A 15,751-nucleotide genomic window follows, 5' to 3' on the forward strand; every position below is an offset into this window, starting at 1 on the left:
GCGTAATTTAAATAAACGGGCGCCAACGGCGGTCAAAAATTGAGGAATAAGGCGAAGAATATTTCCCCACGCCCGGAAACAAATATTAAGACAACCTTAAGAATCAGCTGAGATGTTGATAAAACGGGGGCAGTGCCTTCCCTGCAAGGAATGGCTGCAGGCCAGAATTGACCTGCAGAAGGGCAATTTTCCGCCACTAAATGGCGTTGCGGGAAATAATACGGGCGGTATGGCTAACAGCAGAAAAAGGGGGTCGGGAAAATTCAGGCCGGGAGGAGACGGCCCGGTGATGATTCAACATCACTCTCGCGGCCAGACCCGGGGAAACAGCGGAGAGACCAGCGCCTCGCCATCTTTCAGCGTCAGCTCCGGGAACGGCGGCGAGGTGACGCCGCCGCGATCGGCGAAGGTGGCGTCATCCCCGACCCAGCGAGCGGAAAAGACCCGTCGCGCGCGCGCGGTCGCATTGCCCCTCGCGCCGTGCAGCGTCCGGTAATGAAAGGCGACCGCATCTCCCGGCTCCAGCGCCCAGCTGACAATATCGTAATCATCCTGATGCGCATCAATATCCGGCAGCTCTTTAAAACGGCTGTGCGCGTAGAGCTTTGAGCCGTTAAAACGGGTTGGGCTGTACTCGTCGCCCCAGCGGTGGGAGCCGCGGATGCAGCGCAGCGAGATCGCTTCCGCCACCGGGTCCAGCGGGATCCAGAAGCTGACGTTTTGCTGCCCTTCGACGCAATAATAGGGCTGATCGTGATGCCAGGGCGTCACCGTGCTGCCGCCGGGCGGCTTCACCAGCGTATGTTCATGGAAAAACGTTGCCGTCTTCGATTGCATCAGCGCAGCGGCGATTTCCGCCGCCGGCGAATGCAGGACAAAGCGTTCAAAGTCAGGGATTCGCGACCAGTTACAATAATCCTGAAAAAACGGGGCGGAGCCATCTTTCGGCACCACCGTGCGGGCGTGGCCATACTCGCTGGGGTTGGCCATCAGCTCCGCGACGCCGGCGGCCAGGCTTTCAATCCACGGCCTGAACACCCCCTTCAGCAACACGACGCCATCCTGCTGATAGCTGTCGATGGTCTGCGAATCAATATGTGGGTCACGCTGATTTTGCATAGCTAACCTTCCTGTGTGGAGAGATGAGGTGGCAGGAGGTGACCCTGGCAGGGCCAGCTATTTAGCCACCGCGAATGGAACCCCTACAGGTTATTTAATCTGCCATCGCAGGTAAATTATTATAAAACGAGTCGCTGAATAGAAAATTACGAGCCTTAATGGCAGTGGAAAAATAAATAAGCCTGCGGTGATCGCAGGCTTATTTATTCAAAAATGTGCGGGGGTTAATTCAATACTGCGGCAATAGTCCATAAACAGTTGCGTCGGTCGGGTCGGTTCATTATTGGCAAGATGCGCCATAATTAATGTCGACGCGGGCATATCATCTTCAATATCTAATTGCACCAGTCTCTCGCCGTCATAGGTCATATCGCACAACGGCCGGGTGACTAATACCGAAAATCCCAGTCCCTGTCCCACCATACAGCGCACCATTTCGATGGAGGGTGAACTGTAGGCGACTTCAGGGTGATAGCCCTTCTCTTTAAATATGGTAATGAAATAATTCTTGCTGGGCACCGCATCGAGCAAAATCATCGGTTCATGGCTGAGCTCCTGCAAGGTGACGCTATTTTTCTGCGCTAATGGATGGCTGGCCGGCAGCAGCGCATAGGGTTTATGCGGCGCATTCAGCATCTCTTTATTAACCGAATGGCCTAATTCCAGATCGTAGACCAGCGCCAGGTCGAAGCGCCCGCGATGCAGACCGTGCATTAACTCATGCTGTTCGCCGTCATACAGCTGGAGGGTGATGTCGGGGTACATTTTTTTAAACCCGGCGACCAGCTTTGGCATGTACAGCGGCGCGACGGACTCAAAGCAGCCGACGGAAATCGTCCCGGAAACCAGCTCTTTATCGGCGCGGGAGTTTTGTTCAAACTCATAGGAGAGCCGCAGCAGCTCTTTTGCTTTCTCATAAAAGCGCCTTCCGCAGGAGGTCAGCGAGACGCCCTGGGCGTGATGACGAATAAACAGCTGCTGCTCAAAAGTGCTTTCAAGGTTTTTAATGGCAATCGAGATCGACGGCTGGGCAATATGGAGCTGCCGGGAGGCTTCAGCAATACTCTCGGTCTCTACAACGGTGACGAAGTATTTAAGTTGTTTGAGCGTGAATCGCGTCATAGCCTTACCCTTTACGAAATATTGTCACAAGCGGAAACGGGATAGTTTCCTGATATGCAATTTGCAAGCATCGTGCCATTTCGCTATAGATTCGTTTATTTCCTCGCTGAGCAAATGATTTATTTAGCGTCGCGGCGCAGTGAAAATCATGGCGACACCGCCGCATCCGTTTAATTGCACCAACCTGAATCACGCTGCACCAAATTAATTCTTCATGCGCCCCAATATGGTACAACTCGTGATTTAAAGGCCGGTTCCGTTATCCCCTCCGTGTAATTGTTTTTTTAATGTTTAGTTCTTGTTTCGCACTCATTGCTTTAAATTTATTGAAATTAATCCACCTGTATAGTTTTTTTAAACTTAAAGACCAAAAATTTACTAATTGCCTCGCAGCGAAAACTGCCAGCATAGTGTTATTGCAAGATAAACCCTGGCGATGCCCCATTTTTGATCATCGGTATCGCATTCATGTCCGTTAATTATGGCGAGTGAAATAGCCCATGACGTTTAACTGGAACTACATGTTAAGTCTGCTCAGCGATGCAGATTTTTGGCAGGCCACCTGGACCGTCATTAAATTAAGTCTGCTGACCTGGGGTTGCAGTATTGTGCTGGGATTTGTTCTCGCCCTGGCCAAGCAGTCGCCGCGCAAACTGTTTAATCTTCCGGCGCGGCTCTATATCTGGCTGTTTCGCAGCCTGCCGCTGCTGGTACTGCTGATATTCGTCTATAACCTGCCCCAGGCGGTGCCGTCGTCAGCGCCAGTGCTCAACGACCCGTTCTGGGCCGGTCTGCTGGCGATGGTGCTAAGTGAAGCCGCCTATGTCGCCGAAATCCACCGGGGTGGCCTGCTGTCGATACCTAAAGGCCAGAGCGAAGCCGCCCGGGCGCTGGGACTGCGCTATGCCGGTACCCAATGGCGGGTGATTATTCCCCAGGCGCTGCGCGTCGCCCTCCCCGCGCTGGCCAACGAATATATTGCCGTCGTGAAGCTCAGCTCGCTGGTGTCGGTTATCTCCCTGACCGAGATTTTAATGGTCGGCCAGCGCCTTTATTCACAAAACTTCCTGGTGATGGAAACCATGGCGGCGGTGGCGTTCTACTATGTGCTGATCGTGACCGTTTTCGACTTCCTGCTCAAACGCCTGGAGAGCTATCTCGACGTCACCCGGCGGAAAGTCACGCGCCCCATCGACAGCGAGATGCAGCGGCTGGCAACGCAAACACGCCCGGCAACCGTGCGCAGCGCGGTCGATAACTCGCAGCCGGCGCTGCAGGCGTCAAAACTGCACAAAGCCTATAACAACGTGGAAGTGCTCGGGGCCGTCAGCCTGCAAATTCAGCCGGGAGAGGTGGTCTCGGTGATTGGCCCCTCCGGCTCCGGAAAAACCACGCTGATCCGCCTGCTCAACGGACTTGAGCAGATCGACAACGGTGAAATTCGCATCAACGGCCAGCCGTTTATTCACCTCGATCGCCAGGGGGTGCAGAAACCGCGTTTTATGGAAAACGCGCAGTACCGCCTCAACATCGGCATGGTCTTCCAGAGTTTTAACCTGTTCCCCCATCTGACGGTTCTCGGCAATCTGCTGCTGGCGCCGCGCTACCATCGGCTGGCCCCGGAAGCCGAGCTGAAGCAGCAGGCCTGCGAATTACTGCATAAGGTCGGCATGCTGGAGCACGCGTGGAAATATCCGCACCAGCTTTCTGGCGGCCAGCAACAGCGCGTCGCCATTGCCCGGGCCCTGATGATGCGACCGCAAATCATGCTGTTCGATGAACCCACCTCGGCGCTTGACCCGGAAAAGGTCAATGAAGTGCTCCAGGTTATCGAATCGCTGGCCCATGAAGGCATCACCATGGTCATCGTGACCCACGAAATGAATTTTGCCTTCAAAGTCTCTGACCGGATTGTCTTTATGGAAAAAGGGCGCGTGGTATGCGACGACACGCCGCAGGCGATGCGCGACGGCAACCATCCGCGCGTTGACGCCTTCCTGAAAGATGTCTCCCTGGCTTAACTCTCCGCTTGTGAAAGGAAAAATTATGATCGCGCAGTGGCAAATCGAACAGTTTCATCAGCAGGGTTTTCTGGTGGTCGAAGGGGTGCTGTCCCCTGACGAAATCGCCGCCTTGCAGCAGGATTTTGACGGTTGGGTCGAAGAGAGCCGCCGCCATACCGAGGTGTGGGGCGAGACGCTGGACGGTCGCCCGCGTTTCGACCTTGAAGGGGATCACCGCGCCGATCACCCTTCTCTGCGCCGGGTCAGTTCGCCGACGGAGATTTCCGTCGCCTTCGAACATGCCGCCCTGCAATCGCGCATGGCGACCATCGCCGCCCAGCTGATCGGCGGCAGCGGCACCCGTTTTCATCACAGCAAAATCAACTCCAAGCTGCCGTTTACCGCGACGCAGGTGAAATGGCATCAGGATTTTCTGTTCACGCCGCACAGCAATGACGACATCATCACTGCCCTGCTGATGGTCAGCGACGTCACGCCGGAAAACGGCCCGCTGAACGTGGTGCCGGGGAGCCACAAGGGGCCGCTGTGGTCCCACTGGCAGGACGGGCGTTTTACCGGCTCGGTTGACGACGAGGTGGTATCCGAGCAGTGCCAGCAGCCCGAAGCCTGCTTTGGCCCGTCAGGCTCGGTGTGCTTTATGCATACCCGCCTGCTCCACGCCTCGAGCCCCAATGAAACCGAACAGCCGCGGACGCTGTTTATCAGCGTTTACGCCGCCGAGGACGCCCTGCCCTTTGGCGAAAACCCCTTGCCAAGCCTGCACGCGGGCCAGCTGGTGGCCGGCGTGGAGAGCGGCCTGGTACGCAGCGCCGCCAACCAGCTACGTTTGCCGCAGAAGCCGCGCGGCGCCTCATTCTTCGTTCAGCAAGCCGGCCACGATCTTGCCAGCATGTAATGTCATCCCTGGAGGTTTTTATGAAACGCTTTAATGTTCTGCTTCTTTGCACCGCTGGCGCCCTGACCTCGTTCAGCACTTTTGCGGCGTTCCTGCAGCCGGGGAAAATTACCGCCGGTTCGGATATGACCTTTTATCCTTATGAATATATGCAAAACAACCAACCGGCCGGTTTTGATATTGAGTTTCTCGCCGGTCTGGCTAAAACCATTGGCCGTGAGGCGGTGAATACCGATACCCGCTTTCCTAATCTGATCCCCGGTCTGCAGGGCGGGCGGTTCGACATTACCAACTCCTCGATGTATATCACCGCCGAACGCCTGAAGGTGATCGACATGGTGCCGTACCTGAAAAGCGGCGAATCGATCCTGGCGCTTAAAGGCGCCAGCTATCAGCCCAAAACTCCGGAAGCGTTCTGCGGCCATAAAATCGGCTCGATGGGAGCCACCTCCTGGCTGGCGCAGCTGCAAAAACTGTCGGCGGACTATTGCGTGAAGAAAGGCCTGCCGCCCATTGTGCTGAGCGAGTACAGCACCGACCCGCAAACCACCCAGGCGCTGCTGTCGCGGGCGGTGGAGGCGCAGATTACCGACGCGGCGGTCGCGCGTGGCGTCGTTGAGAAGCTGGGCGACCGGATCGTTATCTCTTCCGATACCTTAATTTACCCGGTGCTCAACGGCTTTGGCGTCAAAAAAGGCAACAGTGAAGTGAAAAGCGCCCTTGAGGAGGGGCTGAAGAAATTCAGCGCCACGCCGGAATACGCGGCGCTGCTGAAAAAATATCACTTCCAGCCGCCGACGGAAGACGACCTGAAAACCCTGATGCCAAAAGCGGAGTAAGGCGATGGCTTACTCTTTCGAAGAACAAACGCGGATCGATCTGGCGGCGACCTTTCGCATCATCGCGCATCTCGGCATGCATGAGGCCGTCGCCAACCACTTTAGCGCGGCCCTGTCGGCGGACGGCAAAAAGTTTCTGCTGAATCCGAAGTGGAAACACTTTTCGCGGATCCGCGCCAGCGACCTGCTGCTGCTCGATGCCGATGATGAAGCGACCGCGCTGCGGCCGGACGTGGACGCCACCGCATGGGCGATCCACGGCCAGATTCATCAGCGGCTGCCGCAGGCGCGGGCGGTGCTGCATCTGCACCCGATCTACACCACCAGCGTCGCCTGCCTGGCGAACCCGCAGATCCTGCCGATCGATCAGAATAGCGCGCGTTATTTTAATCGTGTGGCGGTGGATACGCTGTACGGCGGAATGGCGGATACCGTCGCCGAAGGGGCGAGACTGGCCGGGCTGTTGGCGGATAAGCGCCGCCTGCTGATGGGCAACCACGGGGTACTGGTTACCGCCGCGACCATCGGCGAGGCGTTTGACGATATCTGGACGCTGGAGCGGGCCTGTCAGATTCTGGTCACCGCGTGGTCAACCGGCCAGCCGCTGAAGGTGTTGTCGGCTGAGGTGGCGGAGAAAACCGCCCAGGACTGGGAGAACATTGCCGATTTTTCCCGCCAGCACTTCGCCGAGATGAAGCAGCTGATGATAGATGCCGATCCTTCGCTGCTGGACTGAGCGATGCCCCCTCTCCCGGGCCGACGCCCGGGATATCGCTATTAAGGCTGGGCCAGGCGGGTAAAAACCGCCTGGAGTTCTTCGGGTTTTCGCCACCCCTGATGCAGGTCGCGCACCCGCCCGCGTGCGTCAATCACTATCGATGTCGGCGTCCCGATCACCTGATAACGATCCTGAGTGATATGGAGCTGGTCGCGCAGCACCGGGTAGCTGATGCCATGCTTCGCCAGCAGCGGAGCGATATCCACCTGCTCCGGGTCGGTATTCACCCCCACCACTACCAGTTTATCCGGCCAGCGTTGGCTGAGCGCCTGCAGCGTATCCATTTCCGCGAGACAACCTCCGCAATTGGCCGACCAGAAATTGAGATACACCGCCTTCCCCTCCCAGCGTTCCAGGCCGGCAGGTTTGCCTTGCATATCAAAAGCCGCCAGCGCAGGTGTCGTCTCGCCACGGGCCAGCTTCTCTTCTTTACAGCCTGCCAGCAGCAGAAGCAGCAGTATCGTTATCATGACTTCAGGCATGCGCATCGGTATTAACCTCCTCGCCGAGATATTTGCCGTGCTGGAGCCGGACGATACGGTCAGCGAATTTTCCCAGTGCCGGGTTGTGGGTCACCATCACGATAGTGCGCCCCTGACGATGCAGGTCGGTCAGCAGGTCCAGCACCCGCTGTTCATTCTCTTCATCCAGGTTGCCGGTGGGCTCATCGGCAAAAATCACCGGGGGTTCATTGACCAGCGCCCGGGCAATACAGACACGCTGCTGCTCCCCGCCGGAGAGCTGGCTGGGTAAATGGGTCATGCGATGTTCAAGGCCAACCTGCGCCAGAACTGCCCTGGCCGCCGCCTCATCGACGACGCTGTGGTAATGCTGCGCCAGCATGATGTTTTCCAGCGCCGTCAGAAAAGGAATCAGATGGAACTGCTGAAACACCAGGCCTATCTTCTGCGCGCGAACGCGCCGCCGCCCTTCTTCATCCAGCGCCGCCGCATCGGTTCCGTCGAGGATAACCTGCCCCTCGCTGGCGGTGTCCAGACAGGTCAGGATATTCATCAGCGTCGTTTTCCCGGAACCTGATGCCCCCATAATGGCGACGAACTCACCGCGGGCGATGCGCAAATTTATGTCATCCAGCGCGCTAACATCGCCGAAGCGCTTAGATAAATGACGGGTTTCAATCGCCATCTGACGTAAAGGCGTGACGGTCATGGCGTTATTCTCCTTTCAACACTTTCGCCGGTTCAACGCTTACCGCGCGGCGTACCGGAACAATGGCCGCCAGCAAGGCGACCAGCAAAGACAGCGCCAGGGTTATCGGCAGCACCGGCAGGCGCAGCGAAATAGTGGCATTAAACACGGTCAGCCCCAGCAGTTGGGCGAGCAGATAGCCGAGCAGCCAGCCGCAGACCACCGCTGCCAGAGTGATAATGCTGGTTTCGAGCAGCATCTGGCGGATAATATCGCCATTGCTGGCGCCCAGCGCTTTTTGCAGCGCAAACTCACGGGCGCGTTCGCCCACAATCGCCATCAGGGTGGTGTTCACGCACAAGGACGACAGCGCCAGAATCACCAGAGAGACCAGCCCCATCAGCCCTTTGATTTTATCCAGTACCTGGCCTTCGGATGCCGAGACCTTACGGACCGGGCGGATCTCCAGAGCGGGATAGCGCTGCTGCAGCTGCCCGGCATAGCTTTCCACCTGGCCGAGATCGTTACTGACGCTCAGCAGACCGTGGCTGATAATCGCGGGCTTTTGCAGCCACGCCTGCGCCACGTTCAGGCTGACAATCAGCATGTTATCGGTCGCGTCACCGGCTTCGACGATCCCCTTGATCAGCAGTTTTTTGCGCCGCTGATGGTCCACCAGCGTGACGCTATCGCCAACGTTTAGCGCCAGCCGCTGAGCCAGCTTAACGCCCACCATCGCATTGCGATCGTCAAAACTGACGCCGATCCAGTTGCCGCTGACCTGCCAGTACGGCACCAGCTTTTGCAGCGACTCAAACCACACGCCGACGATCGCCACTTTTTCCAGCTCGGTACGCGCCGTGCCGTATAGCCAGGGGCTGGCGCCATGAATCAGTCCCTTCGGCGCATCGTCAATAATCGCCTGCAGTGTCGGCTGCGGCATACGGGTACCGTGCCCAGGCCCGATATAAAAATTTGCGCCGAAGGTCCGCAGCTCCTCGCTCATTTTGCTGTTGATATCAAACCACACGGCGGAAAGCGCCGTCACGATGGTCGCACCAACCGCCAGCGCGGTGAACACGACGCCGACCCGCTGCAGACGCAGACGCAGCGCCCGCCAGACCAATAGCCACAGCATGTCGCGCTTAGCGGCCATACAGCACCTCCACGGGATAAAGTCGGGCGATTCGACGCGCCGGGAACCAGGTGCCGATAAGCGCAATCAGCACTGCGATCACCAGCACACAGGGCACCACCACCCAGGCAAAGTCGAGCGGCGTGGCAAAGAGCATCAGGCCAATCATCTTCGCCAGCCCCCAGCCAGCAACACAGCCCAGCCCCCCACCTGCCAGCCCGCCCAGCGCTGCTTCAAGATAAAACAGCAGCAAAATTTGCCACTGTCGGGCGCCAAGCGCTTTCATCAGGCCGATCTCCCGGGCTCGCTCCATAATGGTACTGGTCATCAGCGAGGCAATCCCCATTGCCGCAGCGGCCAATGCCGCCAGGGTGACGACCGCCATCAGCAGCTGAATTTTATCGATAACTACGCCCTCCGAGGCCGCAACCTGCCAGACCGGGCGCACTTCTGCACCGGAAATGGCCTCCTCCAGCTGGTGAGCAATAGAAGAGACGTACGCCGTGCAATACCACAGGTCATACTCTTCGGCGTTCAGAGCCTCGAGATTCTCACGCGCCCGGCGCGACAGCTCATTTTCTGGTACCGTCAGGGCCGATACGCGAATTGCCTGTATTTTTCCCGTCAGGCCCAGCAGCCGCTGTACGATGCTAAGCGGCATCACCAGCTGGTTGTCTTCATCACCACCGCTGGAGAGAACGCCGCTGACCACCACATCCACGGTCTCGTTCACCACCTGTAGCCTGAGATGGTCACCGGGTTGCCAGCCGTAATTACGCGCCAGCGCATGCCCGACTAATGTTTGCGGCGTCTTGCCTACAGGTTCCTGCGGCCAGGTGCCGGTCACCTGCCAGAACGGGCTGACCGTGCGCTGCCCGGTCTCATAACCCTCTTCATCCGGTATCGCGACCGGCTGGCTAAAGAAGGTGCCGAGCAGACGGATTTCGTGCCCGTCAACGGTCGCCTCGCCGCTGAGCATTGGCGCAAAACCGACGATATTATTTCGCCAGAAGATATCTTTAATATTCGCCAGCTCGGACTCATCAAGGAAATCATCGCTGGCCAGCGGGTTGCTTTGCTCGCTGAACAACGCAGGTAGCGCTGCCTGCCCGGCCGGTTCAATTAAGATATTGGCACCGTAGGATTTCAGCTCGCGGGACATTTTGTCACCGATGTCGATAGAAATAGCCAGCAGCGCCGAGATCAGACTCGTGGCCAGGAAAACGGTTAACACCGCCAGCGCTTTGCGGCGCAGATTACGCCCCCATGACTGATAGATCATTCGCCACAGCATGGTTACTCCTCCTGCGCCGTGCCGGGAACAAACGTCTCTGGCGCGTTGCGGAAACGGTTGTAGTTTGCTTCAGAGGCAAAAAACCAGGTTCTGCCTGCATAGCTGTATTTATACTCAGCCGCCGTGTTGGTCAGGGCCGTCCCGTCCACCGGGTCGGTCACCTTGATAGTTAGCACGGTAGAGAAATAGTTGCCTCCGACGGCCAGGGCCGCACCGGGTATCGTCAACTCACGTTCGTCGTTATGCCAGCCATCGATCGGCACCGGATTACAGCCGCCGGGTTTACCAATCGAAGGAATAAATATGTGTACCCCGCAGGCGACACAAATCACCTGGTTACCTTCCATGACATATCCCTGATCGCCGCACAGCAGACAGGCGTCAAATACCACGCCAAAGCGTAATTTGTCGGGATAGCGGTTGATGACAAAAAAGCGCACCGCCTTACCGTCGTCTGCCACCCAGACGAAACGGTGCAGTTTGCCGTCGCGAACCTGTGTAAGCGGAATATGGACCAGACCATCAGCGGCAAGGCTGACCGGCTGAGCTTCCGATAGCCTCGGCGGCCGGGAGGCCACCAGATCCCACCACAGCTGGCCACCGGCAATCACCAACGCACAGCAGATCGTCGTTAACCAGAGGCGGACAGCGCTGCGGCGCTCGGCCAACGCCAGTCGGCGGGTAACCGGCTCCGCCGCCGCCTTCACCGCCCGGGCATAGCGACGAATAGTCGGGGTCCAGCACAGACACAGCAGCAGGAGCACGGCGGCTGCAAGCCAGCTGTACCCGGCGGCATTGTTGGTCACTTTGGCCACAAAACTCAGCAGCGGCTTCAGTAAGGGGATGATTTGCAGCTTCATCAACAGCAGCAGCAGATTGCCGAACATCGGTAGCCAAAGCAGGATCATCAGCAGAATCGCCAGCGGCCAGTACGGCCAGCTCATCCGGCGCAGCAGCAGAGCGCACAGCACCGCGGCCAGACACAGCAGCGCAACGGCCAGCGCCAGCGCGGTCAGGTTCAGCAGCAGGTCGGTGTTCAGCACGTGGGTGGAGGTTAATCCGCCAAGATTGGGGTCCAGAGCCCAGTGACGGGCGGCGCCAAATACGAGGATCCATTGCCACACGTAGCGCAGACGCGGCGAGGCCCACCAGAAGCTCAGTAAAAACAGCACGGAAAGGAGGATTTCTCCGCTCACCAGCATCAGCTGTAGCGTCTGGCTCCCGCGAATAAACAGTCCGGCCAGTAGCCCACTGGCCAGCGCCGTGAGCAGCGTCCACGTGAGGGGGCGCAGTGAAGGAGACACGCCGCGGCCCCAGAGAACCGAGGACAGCAGCGTAATACAGAAAAAAACCTGCAGCGTGGTGACGAAAAAATAACTCATAACTTCGACCCGGTTCGGCGGATAAGGTGCAATCCGCATGCGGTAATACACCGCAGGACGGCATGCTGGCCATCCTGCGCGACGAACGTTTAGTTCAGGCCGACGTATTTGAATTCATAGCTGACATCGAACGGTTTCCACCAGCGGCCCACCCCGGTTTCGCTGTCGGTATGACGGTGCATCCCGGCTTTTGATGGCGGTTCAATGTGGTACGTCACTTTATAATTGCCGACGCCCATCATTTTAATATTGGCGCCATAGTGCGGACCGTCGCTTGCGACCATCGGCATAAAAGTCCCCTCCTGCTTTTCACCGGTATCGCTATTGACCAGGGTATAGGCAATGGTCAAATAGGGAATCCATTCACCGGCGCCAAAACCATTCTTTCCCCCTTCAACCGCATGAATATCGGCCTCCAGATGGATATCTGATTTCGCTGCCGGCAGACCCATTCCGCGCGGTTCCATATCAATCGGCTGAAGATAGACGGCGGCGATCTCCATCTCATTCATGGTGACCGGTTCACCTGCCGGATACTCTTTAAAGGCCAGCGCCGCGGGCGCGGTAAAAATAGCGGCCACGGTGGCGCCGATAATCAGGCTCTTTTTGATGGTCATTTGACAAATCCTCGCGTCTTATAATGTTGAAATATTATTTTTTATCTGTGCTGTGGGTAGGTGATTGCGGCGGAGCGTAATCCACAGGGCAACCAGGGCAGCAATCAGTAAAATCACCTGTGGCGTCAGGGTTTCCAGATAGGGATAAATGCCCAGCCAGCTGATTTCAGGCACGCCGCCAACCAGCGTAGGCTGAAACAGTTTGCCTTCTATCAGTTCAAGGACCCCTTTGCCGGCAAAAACAAATGCCATCAGGTACATAAAGCCGCCGGTGAAGATAAAGAAAGGTTTGAGCGGCAGGCGCACCACCGAGTAGCGCATGATGAGCCATGCGGCCAGCAGCAGCACGCAGCCAATAACAAACCCGGCGCCGATGGCCAGATGCCCGGAAACACTCTGCGCGTCGCCAACCAGGGCGTAGTAAAACAGGACCGTTTCGGCGCCTTCCCGATAGACGGCAAGAAAGCTGGTCAGCCATAGCCCGACCAGCGAGCCGCGAGAGAGCGAATGCGTCAGCTTACCCTCCAGCCAGGCTTTCCAGCGGCGGGATTCAACCTTCGACAGCAGCCAGTAGCTCATAAAGAACAGCATCACCACGGCGATCAGCATGGTAATCCCTTCCAGCAGCTCCCGACTGGCGCCGGAGCGGGTAAACACCAGTTGGAAAACGACCGCCGTCGCCACGCTGGCAACCAGCGCGACGACCACCGACTGACGAATCAGCGGCAGCTTGTCGTGATGGTCATTTTTCACCAGCCAGGCCACGATGGCCGCCACAATCAGCAGCGCCTCCAGCCCTTCACGTACAATAATCATCAGGCTGTATAGCAGCAGGCTCCACTGCGTCTCTTCACCCTCGCCCAGCATCGCCGCCGCCTGATGCAGATCCGCTCGTAGCGCAGCGGCTTCAGCCACCAGTTTGTCCTGCGGCTGTCCGGCCTTCATCAGGCTGACCAGACGGGTGAAGTGGGCCTCAAGGCGGGTTTTAAACGCGGCATCGCGGGAGCCGATTTTGTTCTCCATCCCGGTGGCTTCAAAACGATCGAAGTAGGTGTCCTGAATATCCAGAAGGGCATCAGACGCCTCGCCGCGCTGATAGCGCGCCAGCGCCGCATCGATACTCTGGTTAATCCCCGTGGCAACGTTGGCCCAGTCAGCGCCCGGCGCGCCTGCGGCGAGCGGGGCGCTCTCTTCGTCTGCCGTCGGGGCATTCACCGGCTGGTCATCGCGGGTCGTCGGCAGCCCCGGCAATATGTCTTCGAGCTCCTGCAACAGCGTCGTCACCTGATAAGCCACATCGTTCAGACGATCCGGCTGGGACGTCAGCGCAATCAGGGCGGTAAACTGCTGATTAATGGCCGCCGCGTTTTTTGCCGAGCGGTTTTGCCGCACCGACATTTCCATCTCTGAGTTTTTAAATCCCTGATAGTGCGCCTGCTGCACCTGCTGACTGGCGAGGGGGTAATTTCCCGCCTGATAGGCGCTCACCGCCTGCGCCAGCAGATCGTCGATGGTGCGGAAGCTGTTCTGCCAGTGCAAGGCGATATCGCCCCGGGTCAACGCGGTATGCTGCTCTTCCGCCACCAGCCGATGGCCGCCATCCAGCACAGGCTCAACGTCACGCAGCGCTTTCTTGAGCCCGTCCACCCGGGCCTGAACCTCTTGCAGCGGCTTACCGTCTGCAATCATGCGACGGATGTCACCGAAAGTGCTCTCCATTTCGTAGCTTTTACGCGCCGAAAAATTGATGCGGATAGGGCCTTCGAGGTTTTCAAACACTTCGAAATAGGCGGCCTGTACTTCCCGACGCGCCTCGTTGTTTTTTTGCTGCTGGTAGAGCTCGGTTGTTTTATCCAGCCGGTGCTCAATATCCTCGATCAGCGGCGCGTAGCGGGTTTGCGCCATCGCGCACGCGCAGAACAGGACGCTGAGCAACGTGAGCAGCAGAAAAGAGCGAGGAGCTGACATGACGGGTTCCATTAACGGTAATGATAATAGTTATCATTGTCATTTTTCCTTGCCGTGCACATGACCCAGATCATGAAAATGTCAAATGGTGACAATTTGTGTAAAAAACCGCAAAGAACAACACGTTTTGTGTCGGCTGCGGGCGCGTCCGTTTTTGACGCCCCCCGCCCGCAAGATAAAAAAACGACGCCGGAAGTGGCGTCGTGGCGGGGATGCAAACGACTGAAGGCTATTGGGTTAATATCGCGGGATCATCCTGCAGATGGCGGAGAAAATTGCCGTACCCTTGCTCCCCCATCCAGAAATTGATGCTTTTCTCCACGCCGGTTGAGGTCAGGGTCGCACCGCTGATGCCGTCAACGGTATAGGCGTCATGCTGGCCGACACTGTCCTGAACGACCTGCAACGCGGGCCGCCCCTGGTCATCGCGGATTTTTTTCCCTGCCCACTGTCTGCGCCACTGCGGGTCTTCCACCCTCGCCCCCAGCAGCGGCGTCTCATTCTGCTGGTAATAGATCAGGTCATTTACCGTGCGGCCATCCGTGCTGAGAGCAACCAGCGCATACATCATTGATTTGGCGCCCTTACCGTAGACCGGCAGAATAATTTGCTGAATATGCTGGTCGGTATCACGGACCAGGTAAATATCCACCAGCGCACAGCGACGCCGGATCTGCGCCGGGTCCCGGGTCGGTGGCAGGTCTGCACAGCGCTGTTGTTCTGCGCCAGTGTGCCCGGCAGGTACCAGCTCGCCGCGATCGAGATTCAGCTGGCGAGTCACGATGCGTGTCTGGAACAGCGCTCTCAATTTTTGTTCGTCGCGATGCCCGCTGTTTGCGAATCCGGCGACGTCCAGGACCGCAGCTTCCGTCTCTTCATTGACGGGCTCCGCAGCGTCATCCTTGAGCAATAAAAAATAAACAGCAACAATTGCAAAACATAAAACACAAACAACCATCAAAGATAAAACAATTATTTTACTCTTGCGCATCCGCGTATTTTCCCCGTTGCGAAATGAATGCCTCTTTTTAGATTGCGATGATTTTCATCCTGCTGTCCACTCTCTTTTTTTGCTGTCGCGCGAGCGCCCGGCAGACAGAAAATAACCAAACCGAGATTGATTTATTTTGTTAAAATATAAATATAACAACTCAAAACACCCACTTTAAATAAAAAATAATAATTAAAATTAATTGATTTTATATTTTCAGTGCCGCAAAAAAGTCAAGTGAAAATAGATTTCCGCTGATTGATGCGGCCAGGCTGTCACCGCGATGCGCTACGTATTGATAGTTTCCCACGCAATACTGAACAATTTCCCCCCAGGCCAATGTAAAAAACCGTCCACCCGCTGGCTTTAATGAAGATTAATCTTATAATCAGAAGGATAAAAAAGAACTACCTGCCAACGTCAACCCGGGATAAGAGA

The 15,751-nt window shown here is 57.0% G+C and carries 14 protein-coding genes; 4 read left to right on the forward strand and 10 right to left on the reverse strand.

What is annotated here, in order from left to right; all coding sequences use genetic code 11:
• Positions 1-300 precede the first annotated feature (300 nt).
• Both AC007G_RS20770 and AC007G_RS20775 read right to left on the reverse strand, forming a co-directional pair.
• The gene (locus AC007G_RS20770; RefSeq protein WP_047665052.1) at positions 301-1,119 is read right to left on the reverse strand and encodes a phytanoyl-CoA dioxygenase family protein; all 819 of its coding nucleotides are present in this window, start codon (positions 1,117-1,119) and stop codon (positions 301-303) included.
• A 207-nt stretch (positions 1,120-1,326) separates the two neighbouring features.
• Positions 1,327-2,241 carry a LysR family transcriptional regulator gene (locus AC007G_RS20775; RefSeq protein ID WP_032687211.1) on the reverse strand — a complete coding sequence of 305 codons (915 nt, stop codon included), beginning with the start codon at positions 2,239-2,241 and terminating at the stop codon, positions 1,327-1,329.
• Positions 2,242-2,741: 500 nt separating this feature from the next.
• Here AC007G_RS20775 and AC007G_RS20780 point away from each other — a divergent pair, with 500 nt between their 5' ends.
• The 4 genes from AC007G_RS20780 to AC007G_RS20795 are packed head-to-tail and all read left to right on the forward strand — an operon-like array spanning position 2,742 to position 6,735.
• Positions 2,742-4,262 (forward strand): amino acid ABC transporter permease/ATP-binding protein, encoded by a 1,521-nt coding sequence (locus AC007G_RS20780; protein WP_032687209.1) that lies wholly within the window; start codon positions 2,742-2,744, stop codon positions 4,260-4,262.
• A 25-nt stretch (positions 4,263-4,287) separates the two neighbouring features.
• Positions 4,288-5,160 carry a phytanoyl-CoA dioxygenase family protein gene (locus AC007G_RS20785; RefSeq protein WP_032687208.1) on the forward strand — a complete coding sequence of 291 codons (873 nt, stop codon included), beginning with the start codon at positions 4,288-4,290 and terminating at the stop codon, positions 5,158-5,160.
• Positions 5,161-5,180: 20 nt separating this feature from the next.
• A complete protein-coding gene (locus AC007G_RS20790; RefSeq protein ID WP_032697339.1) occupies positions 5,181-5,999 on the forward strand; it encodes a transporter substrate-binding domain-containing protein in 819 nt (272 codons plus the stop codon).
• 4 nt (positions 6,000-6,003) lie between these two features.
• A complete protein-coding gene (locus tag AC007G_RS20795; RefSeq protein ID WP_142630671.1) occupies positions 6,004-6,735 on the forward strand; it encodes a class II aldolase and adducin N-terminal domain-containing protein in 732 nt (243 codons plus the stop codon).
• Between the two features lie 41 nt (positions 6,736-6,776).
• Here the strand turns inward: AC007G_RS20795 and AC007G_RS20800 are convergent, their stop codons facing one another.
• The 8 genes from AC007G_RS20800 to nqrC form a co-directional block, all read right to left on the reverse strand.
• Positions 6,777-7,265 carry a TlpA family protein disulfide reductase gene (locus AC007G_RS20800; protein WP_479466659.1) on the reverse strand — a complete coding sequence of 163 codons (489 nt, stop codon included), beginning with the start codon at positions 7,263-7,265 and terminating at the stop codon, positions 6,777-6,779.
• Positions 7,252-7,947, reverse strand: a complete 696-nt coding sequence (locus AC007G_RS20805; protein WP_032699588.1) for an ABC transporter ATP-binding protein — start codon at positions 7,945-7,947, stop codon at positions 7,252-7,254. The genes AC007G_RS20800 and AC007G_RS20805 overlap by 14 nt, the downstream gene beginning before the upstream one ends.
• Positions 7,948-7,951: 4 nt before the next feature.
• Positions 7,952-9,082 (reverse strand): ABC transporter permease, encoded by a 1,131-nt coding sequence (locus AC007G_RS20810; RefSeq protein ID WP_032699586.1) that lies wholly within the window; start codon positions 9,080-9,082, stop codon positions 7,952-7,954.
• Positions 9,072-10,355 (reverse strand): ABC transporter permease, encoded by a 1,284-nt coding sequence (locus tag AC007G_RS20815; protein WP_142630670.1) that lies wholly within the window; start codon positions 10,353-10,355, stop codon positions 9,072-9,074. The genes AC007G_RS20810 and AC007G_RS20815 overlap by 11 nt, the downstream gene beginning before the upstream one ends.
• A 2-nt stretch (positions 10,356-10,357) precedes the next feature.
• Positions 10,358-11,737 (reverse strand): Fe-S-containing protein, encoded by a 1,380-nt coding sequence (locus AC007G_RS20820; protein WP_047665651.1) that lies wholly within the window; start codon positions 11,735-11,737, stop codon positions 10,358-10,360.
• An 89-nt stretch (positions 11,738-11,826) separates the two neighbouring features.
• Complete coding sequence (locus AC007G_RS20825; protein WP_032687199.1) at positions 11,827-12,354, reverse strand: iron transporter; 528 nt, start codon at positions 12,352-12,354, stop codon at positions 11,827-11,829.
• An 18-nt stretch (positions 12,355-12,372) separates the two neighbouring features.
• Positions 12,373-14,322, reverse strand: a complete 1,950-nt coding sequence (locus AC007G_RS20830; RefSeq protein WP_142630669.1) for an FTR1 family iron permease — start codon at positions 14,320-14,322, stop codon at positions 12,373-12,375.
• A gap of 229 nt (positions 14,323-14,551) precedes the next feature.
• Positions 14,552-15,313, reverse strand: coding sequence for an NADH:ubiquinone reductase (Na(+)-transporting) subunit C (nqrC, locus tag AC007G_RS20835; RefSeq protein WP_032699583.1), 762 nt, complete (start codon positions 15,311-15,313; stop codon positions 14,552-14,554).
• Positions 15,314-15,751 lie beyond the last annotated feature (438 nt).

The sequence above is a fragment of the Klebsiella sp. CSG-1 genome, assembly GCF_056521145.1.

Bases quoted from the DNA above. Each gene is read 5' to 3' on its own strand.
- AC007G_RS20780 (WP_032687209.1), top strand. From the start codon at position 2,742: ATGACGTTTAACTGGAACTACATGTTAAGTCTGCTCAGCGATGCAGAT.
- AC007G_RS20790 (WP_032697339.1), top strand. From the start codon at position 5,181: ATGAAACGCTTTAATGTTCTGCTTCTTTGCACCGCTGGCGCCCTGACC.
- AC007G_RS20805 (WP_032699588.1), bottom strand. From the start codon at position 7,947: ATGACCGTCACGCCTTTACGTCAGATGGCGATTGAAACCCGTCATTTA.
- AC007G_RS20785 (WP_032687208.1), top strand. From the start codon at position 4,288: ATGATCGCGCAGTGGCAAATCGAACAGTTTCATCAGCAGGGTTTTCTG.
- AC007G_RS20795 (WP_142630671.1), top strand. From the start codon at position 6,004: ATGGCTTACTCTTTCGAAGAACAAACGCGGATCGATCTGGCGGCGACC.
- AC007G_RS20830 (WP_142630669.1), bottom strand. From the start codon at position 14,322: ATGTCAGCTCCTCGCTCTTTTCTGCTGCTCACGTTGCTCAGCGTCCTG.
- AC007G_RS20810 (WP_032699586.1), bottom strand. From the start codon at position 9,082: ATGGCCGCTAAGCGCGACATGCTGTGGCTATTGGTCTGGCGGGCGCTG.
- AC007G_RS20775 (WP_032687211.1), bottom strand. From the start codon at position 2,241: ATGACGCGATTCACGCTCAAACAACTTAAATACTTCGTCACCGTTGTA.
- AC007G_RS20770 (WP_047665052.1), bottom strand. From the start codon at position 1,119: ATGCAAAATCAGCGTGACCCACATATTGATTCGCAGACCATCGACAGC.
- AC007G_RS20815 (WP_142630670.1), bottom strand. From the start codon at position 10,355: ATGCTGTGGCGAATGATCTATCAGTCATGGGGGCGTAATCTGCGCCGC.
- AC007G_RS20825 (WP_032687199.1), bottom strand. From the start codon at position 12,354: ATGACCATCAAAAAGAGCCTGATTATCGGCGCCACCGTGGCCGCTATT.
- AC007G_RS20800 (WP_479466659.1), bottom strand. From the start codon at position 7,265: ATGCGCATGCCTGAAGTCATGATAACGATACTGCTGCTTCTGCTGCTG.
- AC007G_RS20820 (WP_047665651.1), bottom strand. From the start codon at position 11,737: ATGAGTTATTTTTTCGTCACCACGCTGCAGGTTTTTTTCTGTATTACG.
- nqrC (WP_032699583.1), bottom strand. From the start codon at position 15,313: ATGCGCAAGAGTAAAATAATTGTTTTATCTTTGATGGTTGTTTGTGTT.